The organism is Streptomyces sp. S.PB5 (assembly GCF_030403745.1).
Taxonomy (GTDB): Bacteria; Actinomycetota; Actinomycetes; order Streptomycetales; family Streptomycetaceae; genus Streptomyces.
Map to the genome: position 1 here is coordinate 177,461 of NZ_JAQMWP010000014.1, position 17,591 is coordinate 195,051.

General features: G+C 70.0%; 20 protein-coding genes. 12 read left to right on the forward strand and 8 right to left on the reverse strand.

The genetic code is table 11. The features are described from left to right. Positions 1–72: 72 nt before the first annotated feature. Positions 73–465: a CBS domain-containing protein gene (locus PH203_RS32845; protein ID WP_289924751.1), complete on the reverse strand. Its 393-nt coding sequence runs from the start codon at positions 463–465 to the stop codon at positions 73–75. Between the two features lie 160 nt (positions 466–625). Then, on the reverse strand, positions 626–1,426 hold the full coding sequence (gene hisN, locus PH203_RS32850) for a histidinol-phosphatase (protein ID WP_289924752.1): 801 nt from the start codon (positions 1,424–1,426) through the stop codon (positions 626–628). 179 nt (positions 1,427–1,605) lie between these two features. Here hisN and PH203_RS32855 point away from each other — a divergent pair, with 179 nt between their 5' ends. Beyond that, entirely contained in the window at positions 1,606–2,214 is a 609-nt protein-coding gene (locus PH203_RS32855) for a TetR/AcrR family transcriptional regulator (RefSeq protein ID WP_289924753.1), read from the forward strand. Positions 2,215–2,223: 9 nt separating this feature from the next. On the opposite strand, the gene PH203_RS32860 is transcribed toward PH203_RS32855, so the two are convergent. The 5 genes from PH203_RS32860 to PH203_RS32880 all read right to left on the reverse strand — a co-directional run bounded on the left by PH203_RS32860 (position 2,224) and on the right by PH203_RS32880 (position 6,224). Then, positions 2,224–2,607 carry a VOC family protein gene (locus PH203_RS32860; protein WP_289924754.1) on the reverse strand — a complete coding sequence of 128 codons (384 nt, stop codon included), beginning with the start codon at positions 2,605–2,607 and terminating at the stop codon, positions 2,224–2,226. Between the two features lie 10 nt (positions 2,608–2,617). After that, positions 2,618–2,941, reverse strand: coding sequence for a multidrug efflux SMR transporter (locus PH203_RS32865; RefSeq protein WP_266822228.1), 324 nt, complete (start codon positions 2,939–2,941; stop codon positions 2,618–2,620). A gap of 95 nt (positions 2,942–3,036) precedes the next feature. Then, complete coding sequence (rsgA, locus tag PH203_RS32870) at positions 3,037–4,047, reverse strand: ribosome small subunit-dependent GTPase A (protein ID WP_289924755.1); 1,011 nt, start codon at positions 4,045–4,047, stop codon at positions 3,037–3,039. A 12-nt stretch (positions 4,048–4,059) separates the two neighbouring features. Beyond that, a complete protein-coding gene (gene aroA / locus PH203_RS32875; RefSeq protein WP_289924756.1) occupies positions 4,060–5,385 on the reverse strand; it encodes a 3-phosphoshikimate 1-carboxyvinyltransferase in 1,326 nt (441 codons plus the stop codon). Between the two features lie 125 nt (positions 5,386–5,510). Next, positions 5,511–6,224: a M50 family metallopeptidase gene (locus PH203_RS32880; protein WP_289924757.1), complete on the reverse strand. Its 714-nt coding sequence runs from the start codon at positions 6,222–6,224 to the stop codon at positions 5,511–5,513. 50 nt (positions 6,225–6,274) lie between these two features. Between PH203_RS32880 and PH203_RS32885 the strand changes: the two genes are divergently transcribed. From PH203_RS32885 to PH203_RS32930, 10 genes are all read left to right on the forward strand, one after another. Continuing rightward, positions 6,275–7,090, forward strand: a complete 816-nt coding sequence (locus tag PH203_RS32885; protein ID WP_289924758.1) for an SOS response-associated peptidase — start codon at positions 6,275–6,277, stop codon at positions 7,088–7,090. A 1-nt stretch (position 7,091) separates the two neighbouring features. Continuing rightward, positions 7,092–7,724 carry an alpha/beta family hydrolase gene (locus PH203_RS32890; RefSeq protein ID WP_289924759.1) on the forward strand — a complete coding sequence of 211 codons (633 nt, stop codon included), beginning with the start codon at positions 7,092–7,094 and terminating at the stop codon, positions 7,722–7,724. 257 nt (positions 7,725–7,981) lie between these two features. Beyond that, on the forward strand, positions 7,982–8,677 hold the full coding sequence (sigR, locus tag PH203_RS32895) for an RNA polymerase sigma factor SigR (protein WP_289924760.1): 696 nt from the start codon (positions 7,982–7,984) through the stop codon (positions 8,675–8,677). Next, a complete protein-coding gene (rsrA, locus tag PH203_RS32900) occupies positions 8,674–8,985 on the forward strand; it encodes a mycothiol system anti-sigma-R factor (RefSeq protein WP_289924761.1) in 312 nt (103 codons plus the stop codon). The genes sigR and rsrA overlap by 4 nt, the downstream gene beginning before the upstream one ends. A gap of 133 nt (positions 8,986–9,118) precedes the next feature. Further along, the gene (locus PH203_RS32905) at positions 9,119–10,408 is read left to right on the forward strand and encodes an HD-GYP domain-containing protein (RefSeq protein WP_289924762.1); all 1,290 of its coding nucleotides are present in this window, start codon (positions 9,119–9,121) and stop codon (positions 10,406–10,408) included. Positions 10,409–10,433: 25 nt separating this feature from the next. Next, positions 10,434–11,666 carry a metal-dependent phosphohydrolase gene (locus PH203_RS32910; RefSeq protein WP_289924763.1) on the forward strand — a complete coding sequence of 411 codons (1,233 nt, stop codon included), beginning with the start codon at positions 10,434–10,436 and terminating at the stop codon, positions 11,664–11,666. 117 nt (positions 11,667–11,783) lie between these two features. Further along, the gene (locus PH203_RS32915; protein ID WP_289924764.1) at positions 11,784–12,764 is read left to right on the forward strand and encodes a hypothetical protein; all 981 of its coding nucleotides are present in this window, start codon (positions 11,784–11,786) and stop codon (positions 12,762–12,764) included. 133 nt (positions 12,765–12,897) lie between these two features. Further along, entirely contained in the window at positions 12,898–13,548 is a 651-nt protein-coding gene (gene def / locus PH203_RS32920) for a peptide deformylase (protein ID WP_289924766.1), read from the forward strand. Positions 13,549–13,828: 280 nt separating this feature from the next. Beyond that, positions 13,829–14,914: an epi-isozizaene synthase gene (gene cyc1 / locus PH203_RS32925; RefSeq protein ID WP_289924767.1), complete on the forward strand. Its 1,086-nt coding sequence runs from the start codon at positions 13,829–13,831 to the stop codon at positions 14,912–14,914. Then, positions 14,911–16,290 (forward strand): cytochrome P450, encoded by a 1,380-nt coding sequence (locus tag PH203_RS32930; RefSeq protein WP_289924768.1) that lies wholly within the window; start codon positions 14,911–14,913, stop codon positions 16,288–16,290. Before cyc1 ends, PH203_RS32930 begins: the two co-directional genes overlap by 4 nt. Positions 16,291–16,293: 3 nt before the next feature. On the opposite strand, the gene PH203_RS32935 is transcribed toward PH203_RS32930, so the two are convergent. Further along, entirely contained in the window at positions 16,294–17,259 is a 966-nt protein-coding gene (locus PH203_RS32935; protein ID WP_289924770.1) for a helix-turn-helix domain-containing protein, read from the reverse strand. A 92-nt stretch (positions 17,260–17,351) separates the two neighbouring features. On the opposite strand from PH203_RS32935, the gene PH203_RS32940 reads away from it, so the two are divergent. Next, positions 17,352–17,591, forward strand: coding sequence for a hypothetical protein (locus tag PH203_RS32940; RefSeq protein ID WP_289924771.1), 240 nt, complete (start codon positions 17,352–17,354; stop codon positions 17,589–17,591).

Genomic DNA, 17,591 nt, shown 5'->3' on the forward strand with positions numbered 1-17,591 from the left:
CTTGTCGTGAACGGATGGGCGGGCCCCCTCGCGCGAGGGGGCCCGCCCATCCGTGTGTCCAGGCGCTGTGCGTCAGGCGGGGATGTGCTGTCGGGCCGGCGCCCAGCAGCGGATGATGTCGCGGACCGAGACGATGCCCACGGGCTCGCCCCGGTCCAGGACGATGAGGTGCCGGAAACCGCCGTGGGCCATGGCCCGGGCCGCCTCCTCCAAGGTCCAGGACGGAGCCGCGAAAACGACGTCGGTGGTGGTGTGGTCGGTGACGTGTTCCGTGTCCGGACTCTGGCCCAGGCCCACGGAGTTGAGGACGTCGCGTTCGGTGAGGATGCCGATGCCGCCGGCATCGGGGTCGAGGATCACGGCCGCGCCGACGCGGCGGGCGGACATCAGGGCGGCGGCTTGGCGGAGGGTGTGGGCGGGGCCGATGGTGAGGACCACCGTGCTCATGGCATCGCGGACGAGCATGGGTGCGGAGTCACCTCCTGAGGAATCCCTGAACTTGTTCAGGGATTCACAAGTTCACAAATGAGGGTCCTCTCAGAGTCGCAGGCAAAGTGAGGGTCAACAAGGGGGCGCGTGCGGGCCATTGAGGGCGCACGCGCTCATCTGTGCCTCTTGGCGAGAACTAGTACCGCTCGTTGAGGTAGCCCAGCAGCTCGTCGTGGAGCGGGCCGTTCGACGCCGCCGCGTTGCCGCTGTGCGGGCCCGGGCGGCCGTCGAGGCCGGTGAAGGTGCCTCCGGCCTCCGTCACGATGATCGCGTTGGCGGCCATGTCCCAGAGGGAGAGCTCGGGTTCGGCGCAGATGTCGACCGAGCCCTCGGCGACCATCATGTACGGCCAGAAGTCGCCGTACGCGCGCATGCGCCACACCTCGCGCGTCAGGTCCAGGAAGCCGTTCAGCCTGCCCTGCTCCTCCCAGCCGCTCAGCGAGGAGTACGCGAAGGAGGCGTCCGACAGCTTCGTGACGCGCGAGACACGGAGGCGGGAGGCCGAGGAGAGGCTGCGGCCGGTGAAGGCGCCGTGGCCCTTCGCGGCCCACCAGCGGCGGCCGAGGGCCGGGGCGGAGACCACGCCGACGACGGGCTGGTAGCCGCCTTCCGCCGCCTCCATCAGGGAGATGAGCGTGGCCCAGACCGGGACACCGCGGACGTAGTTCTTGGTGCCGTCGATCGGGTCGATCACCCAGCGGCGCGGTCCGGTGCCCTGGATGCCGTACTCCTCGCCCAGGATCGCGTCCCGCGGGCGGGCGCGCTGGAGCTGGGTGCGGATCAGCTCCTCCGCCGCCTTGTCCGCTTCGCTCACCGGGGTCATGTCCGGCTTCGTCTCGACCTTGAGGTCGAGCGCCTTGAAGCGGTCCATGGTGGTTGCGTCGGCCGCGTCCGCGAGGACGTGGGCGAAGCGGAGGTCGTCGAGGTAGTCGGCCATGTGGTGAACGCTATCTGTCGTGGTCGCCGCAGGGCTACACGGGACCGGAGTGCGGACGGCCCCGGTGCGGACGGCGCGTGGTGGATCAAGAGCGCCCCCGCATGCCTTCGCGAACCCTTGACAGTGCCCTCACGCGCGTCAAATCTGGGCGCAGAGCCGCTCGCCCCTAGGAGGCGATGATGCCTGCAGCGAGGGAATCCCTGCTGGACGCCGCGTACGCGGCGTTGGCCCGACGGCCGTGGTCCGCCGTGCGGATGGTGGATGTCGCCGCGGCGGCCGGAGTGTCCCGGCAGACGCTGTACAACGAGTTCGGGAGCAAGGAAGGGCTGGCCCGCGCGCTGGTGAGAAGGGAGGCCGACGGCTATCTCGCCGGCGTCGAGCGCGCACTCGCCACCCACAGCGAGGCCCGCGAGCGGCTGACCGCGACCGCCGAGTGGACCGCCGCCACGGCCAAGGAGAACGCGCTCGTACGGGCCATGCTCACCGGCTGCTGGAACGAACGGCTGCCCTCGCCGACCCTGTCCGCCGTCCCGTCCTCCTCGGCGGTGCCGGCACAGCGCCGCGCGGACGGCCCGCTGCCCTCGCCCGGCGACTTCGTGGCACTGGTCCGCGACCGTGCCGTCGCGGTCCTCTCCGGACCCGGCGCGCACAACAAGTCGGACCTCGCCGACCTCGCCCGCTCCTGCGAACTGACGGTCCGGCTCGCCCTGTCCTGTGTGGCGGCCCCGCCGGGCGAGGGCGGGGTCGCGGAACTCGTCCGCAGCGCGCTGCACCGGCAGCCGGTCTGACGGCGCCCCTCAACCGCCGGTCGCCGCGCGGTCGGACGCGCTGCGCAGCACGCAGAACTCGTTGCCCTCGGGGTCCGTGAGGATCGCCCAGCCCGTGCCGTCGGGCCTCCGGTGGTCGGCGAAGAGGGCGGCACCGAGGCTCAGCAGCCGCTCGACCTCTTCCTCACGCGTACTCTCCGGGCGGAGGCACAGATGGACCCGGTTCTTGGTCGTCTTCGGTTCCGGCACCTGGTTGAAGTACAGCACCGGGCCCTCGGAGAGGAGGACCTGGGTCTCGTGGTCGCCGGGCCTGGCCTCCGGGTCCAGCGGAGAACCCGTCACCTCGCTCCAGAACCGGGCCAGTTCATAGGCGTCCGCACAGTCGATCGCGACGTTCTGCACCACTGAGACCATGCGGGCGAGCCTAATGCGCAGAGCCCGACAGCTGGAGGCCGATCACGCCCACGATGACCAGGCTGATCGAGACGAGTTTCAGCGTCGAGACCAGGTCGCCCAGGAAGATCATGCCGTAGATCGCCGTCCCGGCCGCCCCGATGCCGGTCCACACCGCGTACGCCGGGCCCACGTCGAGTTTCTTCAGCGACAGGGTCAGCAGGCCGAAGCTGCCGAGGGCGAAGATGCAGAACGCGACCGTGGGCCAGAGCCGGGTGAACCCGTGCGAGAGCTTCAGACACACGGCGAAACCGGTCTCCAACAACCCGGCCACCACCACCAGCAGCCACGCCATGTGCTGTCCTCCCGTATGTCCCGCTCGGTGCGATTATGCCTTTACCTCACCCGTACGGAGACAAACAACGCGGAGGTCACGGCCTACTTGTGAGGTCAGTCGCCTTCCTTGCGCTCCCTGGTCGCCAACAGCCGGCGGAGCGAGTAGAGCCGCGCCGGATCCGCGTGTCCGTCGGCTACCCACTGGTCGAGGGCGCAGTCCGGCTCATCATGACTGCACGCACGGGGACAGCCTTCGGTTCCCGGTTCCAGGTCCGGGAACGCGTGGATCACCCGGGACGGATCGACGTGGTGCAGGCCGAAGGAACGTACGCCCGGAGTGTCGATCACCCAGCCGTCGTCGCCGTCGAGGGGCAGGGCCAGCGCCGAGGTGGTGGTGTGGCGGCCGCGGCCGGTCACCGCGTTGACATGGCCCGTCAGACGGCGGCGGTCCTCGGGCACGAGCGCGTTGACCAGGGTCGTCTTGCCGACGCCCGAATGCCCGACGAACGCCGTGATCTTCCCGTCCAGTTCCTCGCGCACCCGGGCCGCCGCGTCGCCGTTCTCCAGCTCCTCGCGGCTGGTGACGACATAAGGGATGTCCAAATCGCCGTACAGCTCCAGGAGCTTGTCCGGCGGGGCCAGGTCCGACTTCGTCATCACCAGCAGCGGCTCCAGGCCACCGTCGTACGCCGCCACCAGGCAGCGGTCGATCAGCCGGGGGCGGGGCTCGGGGTCGGCGAGGGCGGTGACGATGGCGAGCTGGTCGGCGTTGGCGACGACCACGCGCTCGTACGGGTCGTCGTCGTCCGCGGTACGGCGGAGCACCGAGGTGCGCTCCTCGATGCGGACGATCCGCGCGAGGGTGTCCTTCTTGCCGGAGAGGTCGCCCACGAGGGCCACCCGGTCGCCGACGATCGCCGCCTTGCGGCCCAGTTCACGGGCCTTCATCGCCATCACGATCCGGTCGTCGACGAGTACCGTCAGCCGGCCCCGGTCGACGGTGAGGACCATGCCCTCGACCGCTTCCTCGTGCTTGGGGCGGATGTTCGTACGCGGTCGGTTGCCCTTGCGGTTCGGGCGCGAGCGGATGTCGTCCTCGTCGGTGTGCTTGCCGTAGCGGCGCATGTCTCTCGGCCCCTACGCCCCATCGCTCCCGAGCATCCCGGTCCACAGTTCGGGGAAGTCCGGCAGGGTCTTCGCCGTCGTCGCCACGTTCTCGATCTGCACGCCCGTCACCGCGAGACCGATGATCGCGCCGGCGGTCGCCATGCGGTGGTCCTCGTACGTGTGGAAGACGCCGCCGTGCAGGGTGCGCGGGCGGATGTGGAGGCCGTCGGCGGTCTCGGTGACGTCACCGCCGAGTTCGTTGATCTCCTTGGTGAGCGCGGCCAGGCGGTCCGTCTCGTGAAGGCGGAGGTGGGCGACACCGCGGAGGGTGGAGGGGGAGTCGGCGAGGGCGGCGACCGCCGCGATACCGGGGGTCAGTTCGCCGACCTCGCTCAGGTCCACGTCGATGCCGTGGATCGCACCCGAACCGGTGAACACCAGGCCGTACTCGGTGAGTTCGCAGGAACCGCCCATCTCGGCGAAGATCTCCCGCAGCTTGTCGCCGGGCTGGGTGGTACGCCTCGGCCAGTCCGGGATCACCACCTTGCCGCCCGTCACCAGCGCCGCCGCCAGGAACGGCTGGGCGTTCGACAGGTCCGGCTCGATCGTCAGGTCCCGGCCCAGCAGAGCGCCGGGAGTGACCCGCCAGACGTTCGGCTCGCCGCCCGACTCCGGGGTGTCGACCTGGGCGCCCACCGCGCGGAGCATGTCGACGGTCATACGGATGTGGGGCAGCGAGGGGAGGCTGTGGCCCACATGACGGACCTCCACGCCCTGGTTGAAACGGGGGCCGCTCAACAGGAGTGCGCTCACGAACTGGGACGACGACGAGGCGTCGATCTCCACCGGACCGCCGTCCAGGGCGCCTCCGCCGTGGACCGTCAGCGGGAGCGCGCCCCGGCCGTCGTCGTCGATACGGGCACCCAGGACACGGAGGGCGTCGATCACTCCGTTCAGGGGGCGCTCGTACGACCTCGGGTCGCCGTCGAAGCGGATCTCTCCGTCGGCGAGGGCGGCGACCGGAGGGAGGAAGCGCATGACGGTGCCGGCGTTGCCGACGTTGACGGTGGCGGGGCCGCGGAGCCCTGCCGGGAGGACGCGCCAGGTCTCTCCGGTGCCGTCGGGGCCCACTCCCTCCTCGATGGCCACGCCCATCTCGCGGAGCGCGGCTGCCATGAGGAGGGTGTCCCGGGAGCGGAGGGGGCGGCGGAGCCAGCCCGGTTCGCTCGCGAGGGCTGCCAGCACGAGGGCTCGGTTGGTGACGGACTTCGACCCCGGGACGTGGACCGTTGCGTCGACGGCTCCGCTCGCATAGGGGGCGGGCCAGAGGGCGGTGTCTGCGGGGTTCAAAGCCATGGGGTCCACTTTAGTGGTGGGTGGTCTTTCGGGTGCGGCGCCGTTGTGGCTGGTCGCGCCCCGCGGCGGAGCCGCTGATGGATACAGCCCCGCGCCCCTGTGTGACGCGGCCCTTCGGGCCTGCATCACACTTCCAGCAGCCACCTGCCCCCGCCTATCAGCGAGCACAAGCTCACCGCGTGGAACAGGAACAGCCACAGGCCCGCAGGTACATGCGTCAGGCGGCTCAACTGGTCCGCGTCCGAGTCTCCCGCCCCTCCCCGCACCCTCTTCGCCTGCAGCTCGAAAGCGGGACGCACCCCACCCACCAACAGGAACCACACCACCGCGTACGCGAACGCCGCCTGTACCTGGGGACCCGCCAGCCACGACACCACCACGAAGGTGCCGCCCGTGAGGACCACCGTCAGGGCGCCGTACGCGTTGCGGATCATCACCAGCATCGCCACGAGCAGGGCCGTCGCCAGCCACAGGAGCAGGGTGATGCGGCCGGTGGCGAGCAGGGCCGCGCCGCCCAGGCCCAGCAGGGGCGGGGCCGTGTAGCCGGCCGCCGCCGTGAGGATCATGCCGAGGCCGTGGGGCTTGCCGCGGCTGACGGTGAGGCCGCTGGTGTCGGAGTGGAGGCGGATGCCGGTGAGCTGGCGGCCGGTGAGGAGGGCGACGAGGCCGTGGCCGCCCTCGTGGGCGATGGTGATGGCGTTGCGGGAGACGCGCCACAGGGCGTGCGGGACGACTATGGCGAGCGCCGCGACAAGGGTGGCGAGGACCACCCACAGGTCGGGGTCGGGCTGGGTGCCGATCAGCTCGTCCCAGAGAGAGGTCGCTGTGCTGGTGTCCATGTTCGGCGGTGGCTCCCTCTCGTGGTACGGAGTCTGGCAGTGTGGCACGTATGTGCGGACGGTATGCATCGAGTCGTAGGCCCGAGGATCTCGCAGGAATCTTTGAGATCGAGAAGTGGGATCCCGAGGAGACCCTGGCCCCTGACTACAACGTGGCCCCGACCAAGGAGGTCTACGCCGTCCTCGACCGTCCCCTTAAGGACGCTGAAGATCCGCGCCCGGTTCGGCAGCTGCGGAAGCTCAAGTGGGGACTGGTGCCCAGCTGGTCGAAGACCCCCGAGGGCGGCGCCCGGATGATCAACGCCCGCGCGGAGACCGTCCACGAGAAGCCGTCGTACAAGCGGGCCTTCTCCTCCCGCCGTTGCATCATCCCCGCAGACGGCTACTACGAGTGGGTCACCGCCGCCGCCGAGCGGGAGCTGGAGGTCGAGGGGAAGAAGAAGCGGCCGCGCAAGCAGCCGTACTTCGTGCTGCCGGCCGACGGGTCGGTGTTCGCGATGGCCGGGCTGTACGAGTTCTGGCGGGACAAGACCCTGCCCGACGACCATCCGCAGGCATGGTGGGTGACCTGTTCGGTGATCACGACCGAGGCCGAGACCGGCCCGCTCGCCGTCGCCCCCGCCGAGGGGCCGCGCGCCCTCGCCGACATCCACCCCCGGATGCCGCTGATGCTGACCCCGGACCGCTGGGACTCCTGGCTCGACCCGTCCCGTACGGATGTCGAGGACCTGCGGTCTCTCCTTGCCCCGCCGCCTCCCGGCCTCATGCGCGCCTACCCCGTCTCCACCGCCGTCAGCAACGTCCGTAACAACGGACCGGAGCTGCTGAAGGAGCTGGAGGGGCCCGAGGAGGGCACACTCTTCTGACGTGACCACCACTGAGATCGTCAGCACCGACGCCGGGGACGCCCGCATCACCTGGCACCAGGCCGAGAAGGCGCGGGTCGTGCTCGCCGTCAGCCATGGGGCGGGCGGTGGCATCGAGGCGCGGGATCTGCAGGGCCTCGCGCACGCCCTTCCCGGCCACGGCGTGACCGTCGCTCTCGTCGAGCAGCCCTGGCGGGTGGCGGGCAAGAAGCTCGCCCCTGCGCCCAAGACCCTCGACATCGGATGGCGTGGGATCTGGCCCGCGGTCGCGAAGGCGGGGCTGCCCGTGATCTCCGGCGGGCGCAGTGCCGGGGCCCGCGTCGCCTGCCGTACCGCCGTGGAGCTGGGGGCCGCCGCCGTTCTCGCGCTCAGCTTCCCGCTGCACCCGCCCGGCCGGCCTGAGAAGTCCCGCGCCCAGGAACTGCTCGGATCGGGGGTGCCCACTCTCGTCGTACAAGGGGGCAACGACCCCTTCGGGAAGCCGGAGGAGTTCCCGGACGGCGCTTACGAGCTGGTCGAGGTGGCGTACGGCGATCATGGATTCGCCGTGCCCAAGAAGGCGGAGCTGACTCAGGAGCAGGCCGTGACGATCATCACCGACGCGGTCGTGAAGTGGACCGGGTCACTCAGGTAAAGACTCGGGAATGTTGAGCCGCGGAGCTCTGTTGAGGCGGACAGAAGTGCTGAAGAACCGGCACCGACCGTCGTAGAGAGGAAGTCCGCCGCATGGGTTCGACCTTCTGCCCGAGCCGCAGCAGCCGTGCCGACCTGGACTGGACGGTGCTGCACGCGGCCAAGACCGGCCCTATTCGAGGGGCGGCGGGGACGGGTAGTCGTCTATCCTCCGATTCTGGTGGCATCGGGTTCGGTGCTGCCCGGAATCTTGAGGAGGTGGGTCCGGTTCCCGGTACCGACGCAGGGACCGATCACGGCCAGGCGGAGCAGCCCGAGGGCCAGGGCACGAGCGTGGAGACCAGCACGGAATCCACCGCGGAGCGCAGCGCGCGCTTCGAGCGGGACGCGCTCGAATTCCTCGACCAGATGTACTCGGCCGCCCTGCGCATGACGCGCAACCCGGCCGACGCCGAGGACCTGGTGCAGGAGACGTACGCCAAGGCGTACGCGTCCTTCCACCAGTTCCGCGAGGGCACCAACCTGAAGGCCTGGCTGTACCGGATCCTCACCAACACCTTCATCAACTCGTACCGCAAGAAGCAGCGTGAACCGCAGCGTTCGGCGGCCGAGGAGATCGAGGACTGGCAGCTGGCGCGCGCCGAGTCGCACATGTCGACCGGTCTGCGCTCCGCCGAGTCGCAGGCGCTCGACCACCTGCCCGACTCGGACGTGAAGGAAGCACTCCAGGCGATCCCCGAGGAATTCCGCATCGCCGTCTATCTGGCGGACGTCGAGGGCTTTGCCTACAAGGAGATCGCGGACATCATGGGGACACCCATCGGTACGGTGATGTCCCGGCTGCACCGGGGCCGTCGCCAGCTGCGCGGCATGCTCGAGGACTACGCGCGCGAGCGCGGACTGGTCCCGGCCGGCGCCGGAGAGTCGAACGAAGCGAAAGGCTCGGGCTCATGAGCTGCGGAGAGCCGCACGAGACGGACTGCAGTGAGGTCCTCGATCATCTCTACGAGTTCCTCGACAGCGAGATGCCGGACGTCGACCGCGACAAGTTCAAGCAGCACTTCACGGAGTGCTCGCCGTGCCTGGAGAAGTACGGCCTGGAAGAGGCCGTGAAGAAGCTGGTCAAGCGCTGCTGCGGCCATGACGACGTCCCCACGGACCTGCGCGCCAAGGTCCTCGGGCGGCTCGATCTGATCCGCTCCGGACAGACCGTGCCGGAGCACGACATCGCCACCGCCCCGGCCACCCCGCAGGAATCCTGACCGCGGACTCCTGACCGCAGGAACGCACGGTCGTCACTCGAACGTGCTAATCCGCGGGTAATCGGCCCGTGGGACCCCCCTCGGTCCTCCTAGGCTCCGATAGCCGATCCGGCTCGGAGATCTAAGGGGTGTCATGGAGGGGGTACCGGCACGGGCACGTGTGTACGTGGTCTGTGTCGTCCTCGGTGCGCTGTACTGCGTACACGCACTGCCGTCGGTGACGGTCCCCTGGTGGGCGGTGGCCCTGCTCGCCGCCCTCTACGCCGGGGGCGAGCGACTGTCCGGCACCTTCTACCCCGTGCTCCTCGCCGGGGCCTTCCTGCTGCCGCCGCCCGCCGCCGCGCTCGTCGCGGTGCCGGGCGCGCTGCTGTCCCCGGTCGCCCAGCGGCCCCGCGCGATCCGCCGGATCTGGCGGGCCGCCCAGCTCGCCGTCGCCGTCTGGGCGGCGGCCCGGGTGCACTGGGCGCTGGGCGGACGGGACGCCGTCGTGGCCTCCGACTTCCCGTACGTGCTCGTCCCGGCGGGGGCCGCCGTCGTCGTCTTCTGCCTGGTCCTGACCGTGCTGGACGGCGGGATCCTCGCCCTCGCCGAACGCGTGCCGGTACGACTGGCCTGGCAGGGGCTGTTCGTACGGGCCCTCGCGCCGATCGCCGTGCACGGGCTCGCCGGGCTGATGATGGCCGTCCTGTGGCGCAGTCCGTACGGGCCCGTCGCCGCGCTGCTCGTGCTGCTGCCGATGTGCGTGTCCTGGTGGGCCTTCGCCCAGTACCACCGGGAACAGGCCGCCCACCAGGCCACCATCCGCGCCCTCGTCCAGGCCGTCGACATCAAGGACGGCTACACCCGCGGGCACAGCGAGCGCGTCGGACAGGCCTCGATGATGATCGCGCGTGAGCTCGGCATGGACGAGGGGCGCATCGAGGTGCTCAGGTTCGCCGGGATCCTGCACGACGTGGGGAAGCTGGGCGTGCCCACGCGGCTGCTGCGCAAGGACGGTCCGCTGACCCCGGAGGAGCGGCGGGTCATCGAGCTGCATCCCGAGTACGGGCACGAGATGGTGCGGGGGATCTCCTTCCTCGGAGAGGCTCGCGCCGCCGTACTGCATCACCACGAGCGGCTGGACGGGAGCGGCTATCCGTACGGGCTGGTGGGGAGTCAGATCCCGGAATCCGCGCGGGTGGTGGCGGTCGCCGACGCGTTCGACGCCATGACCTCGACGCGGTCCTATCGGCGGGCGCGACCGGTCTCCGCCGCGCTGGAGGAGCTGGAGCGCTGTGCCGGGTCCCAGTTCGACCCGCGCATGGTCACGGCTCTCGTCCGGGCGCTGGGCAGGGACGGCTGGCACCCCGCGGTGACCGCCGACGAGGAGCGGCCGCCCCGGCCCCGGCGACCGGTCGCCGACCGTTTAGGAGCACGGCCGTGAGGCCGCCCGGCACGGGGAGGCGCCGATGAGGTGGCCCCGCCTGCTCGTGCACGGCTCCGCCGCCGTCCTGTCCGGTGTCTCCCTCGCCGTCATCCTCTGGACCGGCCTGGAGGAACGCGGCGTCGCCCTCGCCTTCGGGGTGCTGATCACCGTCGGGGAGCTGGGCCGGTGGACCGGGGCCCGGGTGCGGGAGGCGGCGCCGCTCGGGGCGGCCGGGGCGCTGGCGTACGCGCTGCTCGGCGCGGATGCCGGGCGGCCCACCCAGCACGGCGTCCTCCAGGTGGTCACCGTCGTCCTCGCCGCCGCGCTGCTCGGCAGCGTGCCGCACATCGCCCGCGGACAGGGGCCGATGATCGACCACCTGTCCCGGCGGGTCCTCAGCACCGCGTTCGCCGCCGTCTGCTTCCAGCCCCTGTACAACCGGGGCGTCTTCGACACCTGGGGCGGACCGGCGTACGCCCTCGTGCTGACCGCGATCCTCGCGCTCACCGCGCTCTGCGACGCCGTGCTCGCCGCGGCCCTCGCGCACTCCCGCACCCGCTGGCCCTTCGCCCCGCTGCTGCGGCACGAGCTGCGGGCGCTGCTCGGCATCGGGTCCGCCGTCGGTGCGACCGGGGCGGTGATGGCGCTCGCGGTCGCTGTCGTCGGGCTGTGGGCGCTGCCCGTCTTCTCGCTGCCACTGCTCCTCACCCAGCTGGCCTTCCGGCGGTACGCCGCCGTACGGACCACCTACCGGCAGACCATCGCCTCCCTCGCCCGGGCCACCGAGATAGCCGGATACACCCCGGCCGGGCACGCCCACCGGGTCGCCGCGCTCAGCAAAGCCGTGGGAAGGGATCTGGGCCTTTCGGGGCCCGATCTCACCGTCCTGGAGTACGCCGCCCTCATGCATGACATCGGACAGCTCAGCCTCGTCGACCCGGTCCCGTCCGGCGCCACCGCGGGGCTGCCCGCCGCCGAGCAGCGGCGGATCGCGCTGCTCGGCGGGGCCGTCGTACGGCAGACGGGGGTGGCCGGCGCGGTCGCGGTGGTCGTGGAGCGGCAGGCCGACCCCTACCGGCAGCAGCCGGTGGCCGCTCGGATCGTGCGGGCCGTGAACGCGTACGAGGAGAAGGCCCGGGACGCCGGGCCGGGCGGGCCCTTCACAGCGCTGGAGGAGCTGCGCCTCGGCACCGCCGGGGACTACGCTCCGGACGTCGTGGAAGCGCTGGCCCGGGTGCTGGCCAGGGACTGTCTTACCCTGCGCTCGGCTGGGTAACCCATGGGTAATGAGCGCCCTTCCAGCCGCACGTGGTTGGATGCGAAGGAAGACCCGAAAAAGAGGGCGTCCGGGGGCAGTGGCCAGCCCACTGAACGGAACTGGCAGGCGGGAATCGTGAGGATCTTCGGCAAGGGACGGCACCGGCCCTCCGCCTCCTGGCGGCAGGCCACCGACCGCGCGTTCACGCTGATCGGCGACGGTCGGTACGAGGACGCGGGCGCGCTGCTGACACGCGCCGCCGATCTGGAGCCCTGGCTGTCCGAGTCCTGGTTCAACCTCGCCCTGCTGCACAAGTTCCGGCACGACTGGGAGCAGGCGCGGGCCGCCGGGCTGCGGGCCGTGGCCCTCCTAGACCGTGAGACGGGCGCACCCGACTGGTGGAACGTCGGCATCGCGGCCACCGCGCTCCAGGACTGGCCGCTGGCGCGGCGGGCGTGGCAGGCGTACGGGCTGCGGGTGCCGGGCGGTGCGGCCGACTCCGGTGAGCCGGTGGGCATGGACCTCGGCAGCGCCGCCGTACGGCTGTCCCCGGAGGGGGAGGCCGAGGTGGTGTGGGGGCGGCGGCTGGATCCGGCGCGGATCGAGGTGCTGTCGATCCCGCTGCCGTCGTCCGGGCGGCGGTGGGGCGAGGTCGTGCTCCATGACGGGGTGCCGCACGGGGAGAGGACCACTGCGGCCGGGCACTCGTATCCGGTTTTCGATGAGATCGAGCTGTGGGCGCCCTCGCCGGTGCCGACGTGGGTGGTGCTGCTGGAGGCTGCCACCGAGGCGGACCGGGACGCGCTGGAGCAGCTCGCGGCCGACGCCGGATTCGCCGCGGAGGACTGGTCCTCCTCGGTTCGGCTGCTCTGCCGGATGTGCTCGGAGTCCCGGATGCCTTCGGACGAGGGCGACGGTGAGCATCTCGACCCGCACGATCACAGTGAGCCGGGTCATCCGGGCCCGCTCGGTCACCGGACCGACGGGCAACTGTGGGTGCCGGAGCGGGAGTGTGGGGTGGCTGCGCCGGCTGGGCTGGTTCGGGGGCTGTTGGACGGGTGGGTTGCGGACAGCCCTGATTCACGGGACTGGCGGGATTTGGAAGAGGTCTGTTAGGTCCCGGTAGGTCTTCTTTCGGCTGCGGCCGGTGGGGGCTGGTCGCGCCGTTCCCCGCGCCCCTGAAGGGGCGCGTCCACGTACCCTGTATCAGCAACTTCACCCCTGATTGTTTAGGAAGGCATCGTCGGTCATGGCGCAGCAGGACACCGATCAGCAGCACGCGGGCGTGCTCCCCGTGGACGACGAGGGCTTCGTCATCGACACCGAGGAGACCGAGGAGCGGGAGAACGGCTGGCGGGAGCGTGGGGCGTCGCGGCCCATCACCGTCGTCGGGAACCCGGTGCTGCACAAGGAGTGCAAGGACGTCACAGAGTTCGGCGCGGAGCTGGACCAGCTGGTGGCGGACATGTTCGCCTCGCAGCGCACCGCGGAGGGCGTGGGGCTGGCCGCCAACCAGATCGGTGTCGACCTGAAGGTCTTCGTCTACGACTGCATGGACGACGAGGGCAAGCGGCACGTCGGGGTGGTCTGCAACCCGAAGCTCGTCGAGCTGCCCGCAGAGAAGCGCCGGCTGGACGACAGCAACGAGGGCTGTCTGTCGGTGCCGACGGCGTACGCGCCGCTCGCCCGTCCCGACTACGCCGAGGTGACCGGGCAGGACGAGAAGGGAAACCCGATCAAGGTGCGCGGCACCGGGTACTTCGCTCGCTGTTTGCAGCACGAGACGGATCACCTCTACGGGTATCTCTACATCGACCGGCTCTCCAAGCGTGAACGCAAGGACGCGCTGCGCCAGATGGCCGAGAACGAGCCCCGCTACCCCGTGGTCGCCAACGACTGAGATCACACAAGTCCCGTACGCACGGCGTCTGTTCAGGAACACCTCCTTGACCAGGCGCCGTTCGTCTGTCCGTCGCACATTCGATCGCTTGTGCTCTCTTAATGATCCAAAATCAGTCACACAAGGGGAGATTCTCGGCACTGTGGGGTAGTGAAGGGTGCAAATCCGTTCCCAGATCGGTCAGTTGTGGTGCTGAATAGTAAGTGCGGGGATACGCAACGGCGCACGCCCGGTACAGCGGGAGGGGCGTGCGCAACTGGCGGCTGAGAGGGGTTAGTTCGTGCATGCTTTCTCACACGGCACCACATCGACACCGACAGCGATCGCGGTCCCACCATCGCTCTCTCTCCCGGTGATCGAGGCAGCGTTTCCCCGGCAACTCCACCCGTATTGGCCCCAGCTCCAGGAGAAGACACGCACCTGGCTGCTGGAAAGGCGGCTCATGCCCGCGGACAAGGTGGAGGAATATGCCGACGGCCTTTGCTACACCGACCTCATGGCGGGCTACTACCTCGGCGCGCCCGACCGGGTCCTCCAGGCGATAGCGGACTACAGCGCGTGGTTCTTCGTCTGGGACGACCGCCACGACCGCGACATCGTCCACCAGCGGCCCGCCGCCTGGCGGAGGCTGAGGTACCGGCTGCACGCGGCCCTCGGCTCCCCCGAGGACCATCTGCACCACGAGGATCCCTTGGTCGCCGCGTTCGCCGACTGCATGGTGCGGCTGTACTCGTTCCTGCCGCACACCTGGAACGCGCGCTTCGCCCGGCACTTCCACTCGGTGATCGAGGCGTACGACCGGGAATTCCGCAACCGCACCGAAGGTGTCGTGCCCACCGTCGAGGAATACCTCGCACTGCGCCGCCTCACCTTCGCGCACTGGATCTGGACCGATCTGCTGGAGCCGAGCGCGGGCCGGGAACTCCCGGACCGGGTGCGGAAACACCCGGCATATCGGCGGGCGGCCCTGCTGAGCCAGGAATTCGCCGCCTGGTACAACGACCTCTGCTCGCTCCCGAAGGAAATAGCGGGCGACGAGGTCCACAATCTCGGAATCAGTCTCATCAAGCACGACGGGCTGACTCTCGAGGAAGCGATCAGGGAAGTGCGGCGGCGCGTCGAGAAATGCATCAGCGAATTCCTCGTCGCCGAGAAGGACGCCGTGCGCTTCGCCGAATCACTCGACGACGGCACCCTGCGCGGAAAGGAAACGAGCGCCGCCGTGCGGGCCTGTGTCGGCAATATGCGCAACTGGTTCAGCACCGTCTACTGGTTCCACCACGAGTCCGGCCGCTACATGGTCGACAGCTGGGACGACCGGTCCACGCCCCCGTACGTCAACAACGAAGCGGCAGGTGAGAAATGACCGTCGAGTCCGTGAAGCCCGAAGCGCCGGTGACGCCGGTGGCCCGGCCGGGCGAGCCACCCCTCGCGGGCGGTGCCGTCCCGGTCCTCGGGCATGGTCTGAAGCTGCTGCGGGACCCGCTGGCCTTCATGTCCGGGCTGCGCGAGTACGGCGATGTCGTACGGCTCAAGCTGGGCCCCAAGACCGTCTACGCGCCCACCACGCCGGCCCTCACCGGGGCCCTGGCGCTCAACTCCGACTTCATCATCGACGGACCGCTGTGGCAGTCCCTGGAGGGCCTCCTCGGGAAGGAGGGCGTGGCCACCGCCAACGGGCCGCAGCACCGGCGGCAGCGGCGCACCATCCAGCCCGCGTTCCGGCTCGACGCGATCCCCGCGTACGGCCCGATCATGGAGGAGGAGGCGCATGCGCTGACGACGCGCTGGCAGCCCGGCGAGACCATCGACTGCACCTCCGAGTCCTTCCGGGTGGCCGTGCGCATCGCGGCCCGCTGTCTGCTGCGCGGCGACTTCATGGACGAGCGCGCCGAGCGGCTGTGCGTCGCCCTCGCCACCGTCTTCCGCGGTATGTACCGGCGGATGGTCGTCCCGCTCGGGCCGCTGTACAAGCTGCCTCTGCCACCCAACCGCAAATTCAACGAGGCTTTGGCCGATTTGCATCTCCTCGTCGACGAGATCGTCGCCGAGCGGCGTGCCTCTGGTCAAAAGCCGGACGATTTGCTGACGGCATTGCTGGAGGCGACGGACGACAATGGCGACCCCATCGGGGAACAGGAGATCCACGACCAGGTCGTCGCCATACTCACCCCGGGCAGCGAAACGGTGGCGTCCACGATCATGTGGCTCCTCCAAGTGCTCGCGGAACATCCGGAACACGCGGACCGGGTCCGGGACGAGGTCGAATCCGTAACCGGTGGCCGTCCCGTCGCATTCGACGACGTCCGAAAGCTCACCCACACCAACAATGTCGTCGTCGAGGCCATGCGGCTGCGTCCCGCCGTGTGGATATTGACGCGACGGGCGGTCACCGACACCGAACTCGGTGGGTATCGCATTCCGGCCGGAGCGGACATCGTCTACAGCCCGTACGCGATCCAGCGCGACGCGAAGTCGTACGCCGGCAACCTGGAGTTCGACCCCGACCGCTGGCTTCCGGAACGGGTCAAGGAGGTGCCGAAATACGCCATGAGCCCATTCAGTGTGGGCAACCGCAAGTGCCCGAGCGATCACTTCTCGATGGCGCAGCTGTCGCTGATCACGGCCGCGATCTCGGCGAAGTACCGCTTCGAGCAGGTGTCGGGCTCCAACGACGCCACGCGGGTCGGCATCACGCTCCGGCCGCACCGGCTTCTGCTGCGGCCCGTCGAGAGGGGATGACGGTCAGGCGGCCTCGGGTCCCCTGAACGCCCTGCGGTAGGCGTTCGGGGTGGTCCCCACGGCACGTACGAACTGGTGGCGCAGTGCGGCCGCGGTGCCGAACCCCGTTCGACCCGCGACCGCGTCCACCGTCTCGTCCGTCGCCTCCAGCAGCCGCTGGGCCAGCAGCACGCGCTGGCGCAGGATCCAGCGGTAGGGAGTGGTTCCCGTCTCCTGCTGGAAGCGGCGGGCGAAGGTGCGCGGCGACATGTGCGCGCGCTCGGCGAGCTGCTCGACGGTGACCTCCTCGTCGAGGTGCTGCTCCATCCACACCAGCACCTCGCCGACGGTGTCGTACCTCGACTGGGGCAGCGGGCGCTCGATGTACTGCGCCTGTCCGCCGTCCCGGTGCGGCGGTACGACCATCCGCCGGGCGATCTTGTTGGCGATCTCGGGGCCCTGCTCCTTGCGCACGATGTGCAGACAGGCGTCGATGCCGGCGGCGGTGCCGGCGGAGGTGATCACGGGGTCCTCGTCGACGTACAGCACATCGGGCTCGATGATCGCCCGGGGGTTCCTGAGGGCCAGCTCATCCGCCTGCCGCCAGTGCACACTGCACCGGCGCCCGTCGAGCAGCCCCGCGGCGCCGAGCACGAACACCCCGGAGCAGACGCTGAGCACCCGCGCGCCCCGGTCGACGGCCCGCCGCAGGGAGTCGAGCAGCTCCGGCGGATACTCCCGTACGACATAGTCGGCCCCCGCCGGTACGGCGATCAGATCGGCCTCCTCCAGCCGCTCGAGCCCGTAGGGCGTGCCGACGGTCAGCCCGCCGACGTGGGTGGAGAGGGAGGGTCCTTCCGCCGAGGCGACCGCGAAGTCGTACGCCGGGAGCCCTTCGTCTCTGCGGTCGATTCCGAACACCTCGCAGATCACCCCGAGTTCAAAGGGGTGCACTCCGTCGAGCAGGACCGCGGCCACGTTCTTCAGCATGCTTCCAGTGTGCCTCGGTGTTGGCAGTAAATCGAGGGTGTGCGGCAGTCCTGCCACTGTTTGACAGGAGTGTTCGGCAGGACAGTGGTGTCATGACTACCGCACAGACAGAAGGACTGATCGGCATGCTGGTGGTTCTGGGAATCCTGGTGGTCCTCATCGCCCCCTCCGTGGTCGGCATCCTCCGCGACCGCCGCATCGACCGCGAGATCAACCGTCTAACCTCCGCTGTACCTGCAGGGGAGGATCATGAGACACAGACTGTGGGCCGTGGCAGGCAGGGCGGCAGCGCTCACCCTGCTTACGGCCACTGGCGCCCACGCCGAGGGTGA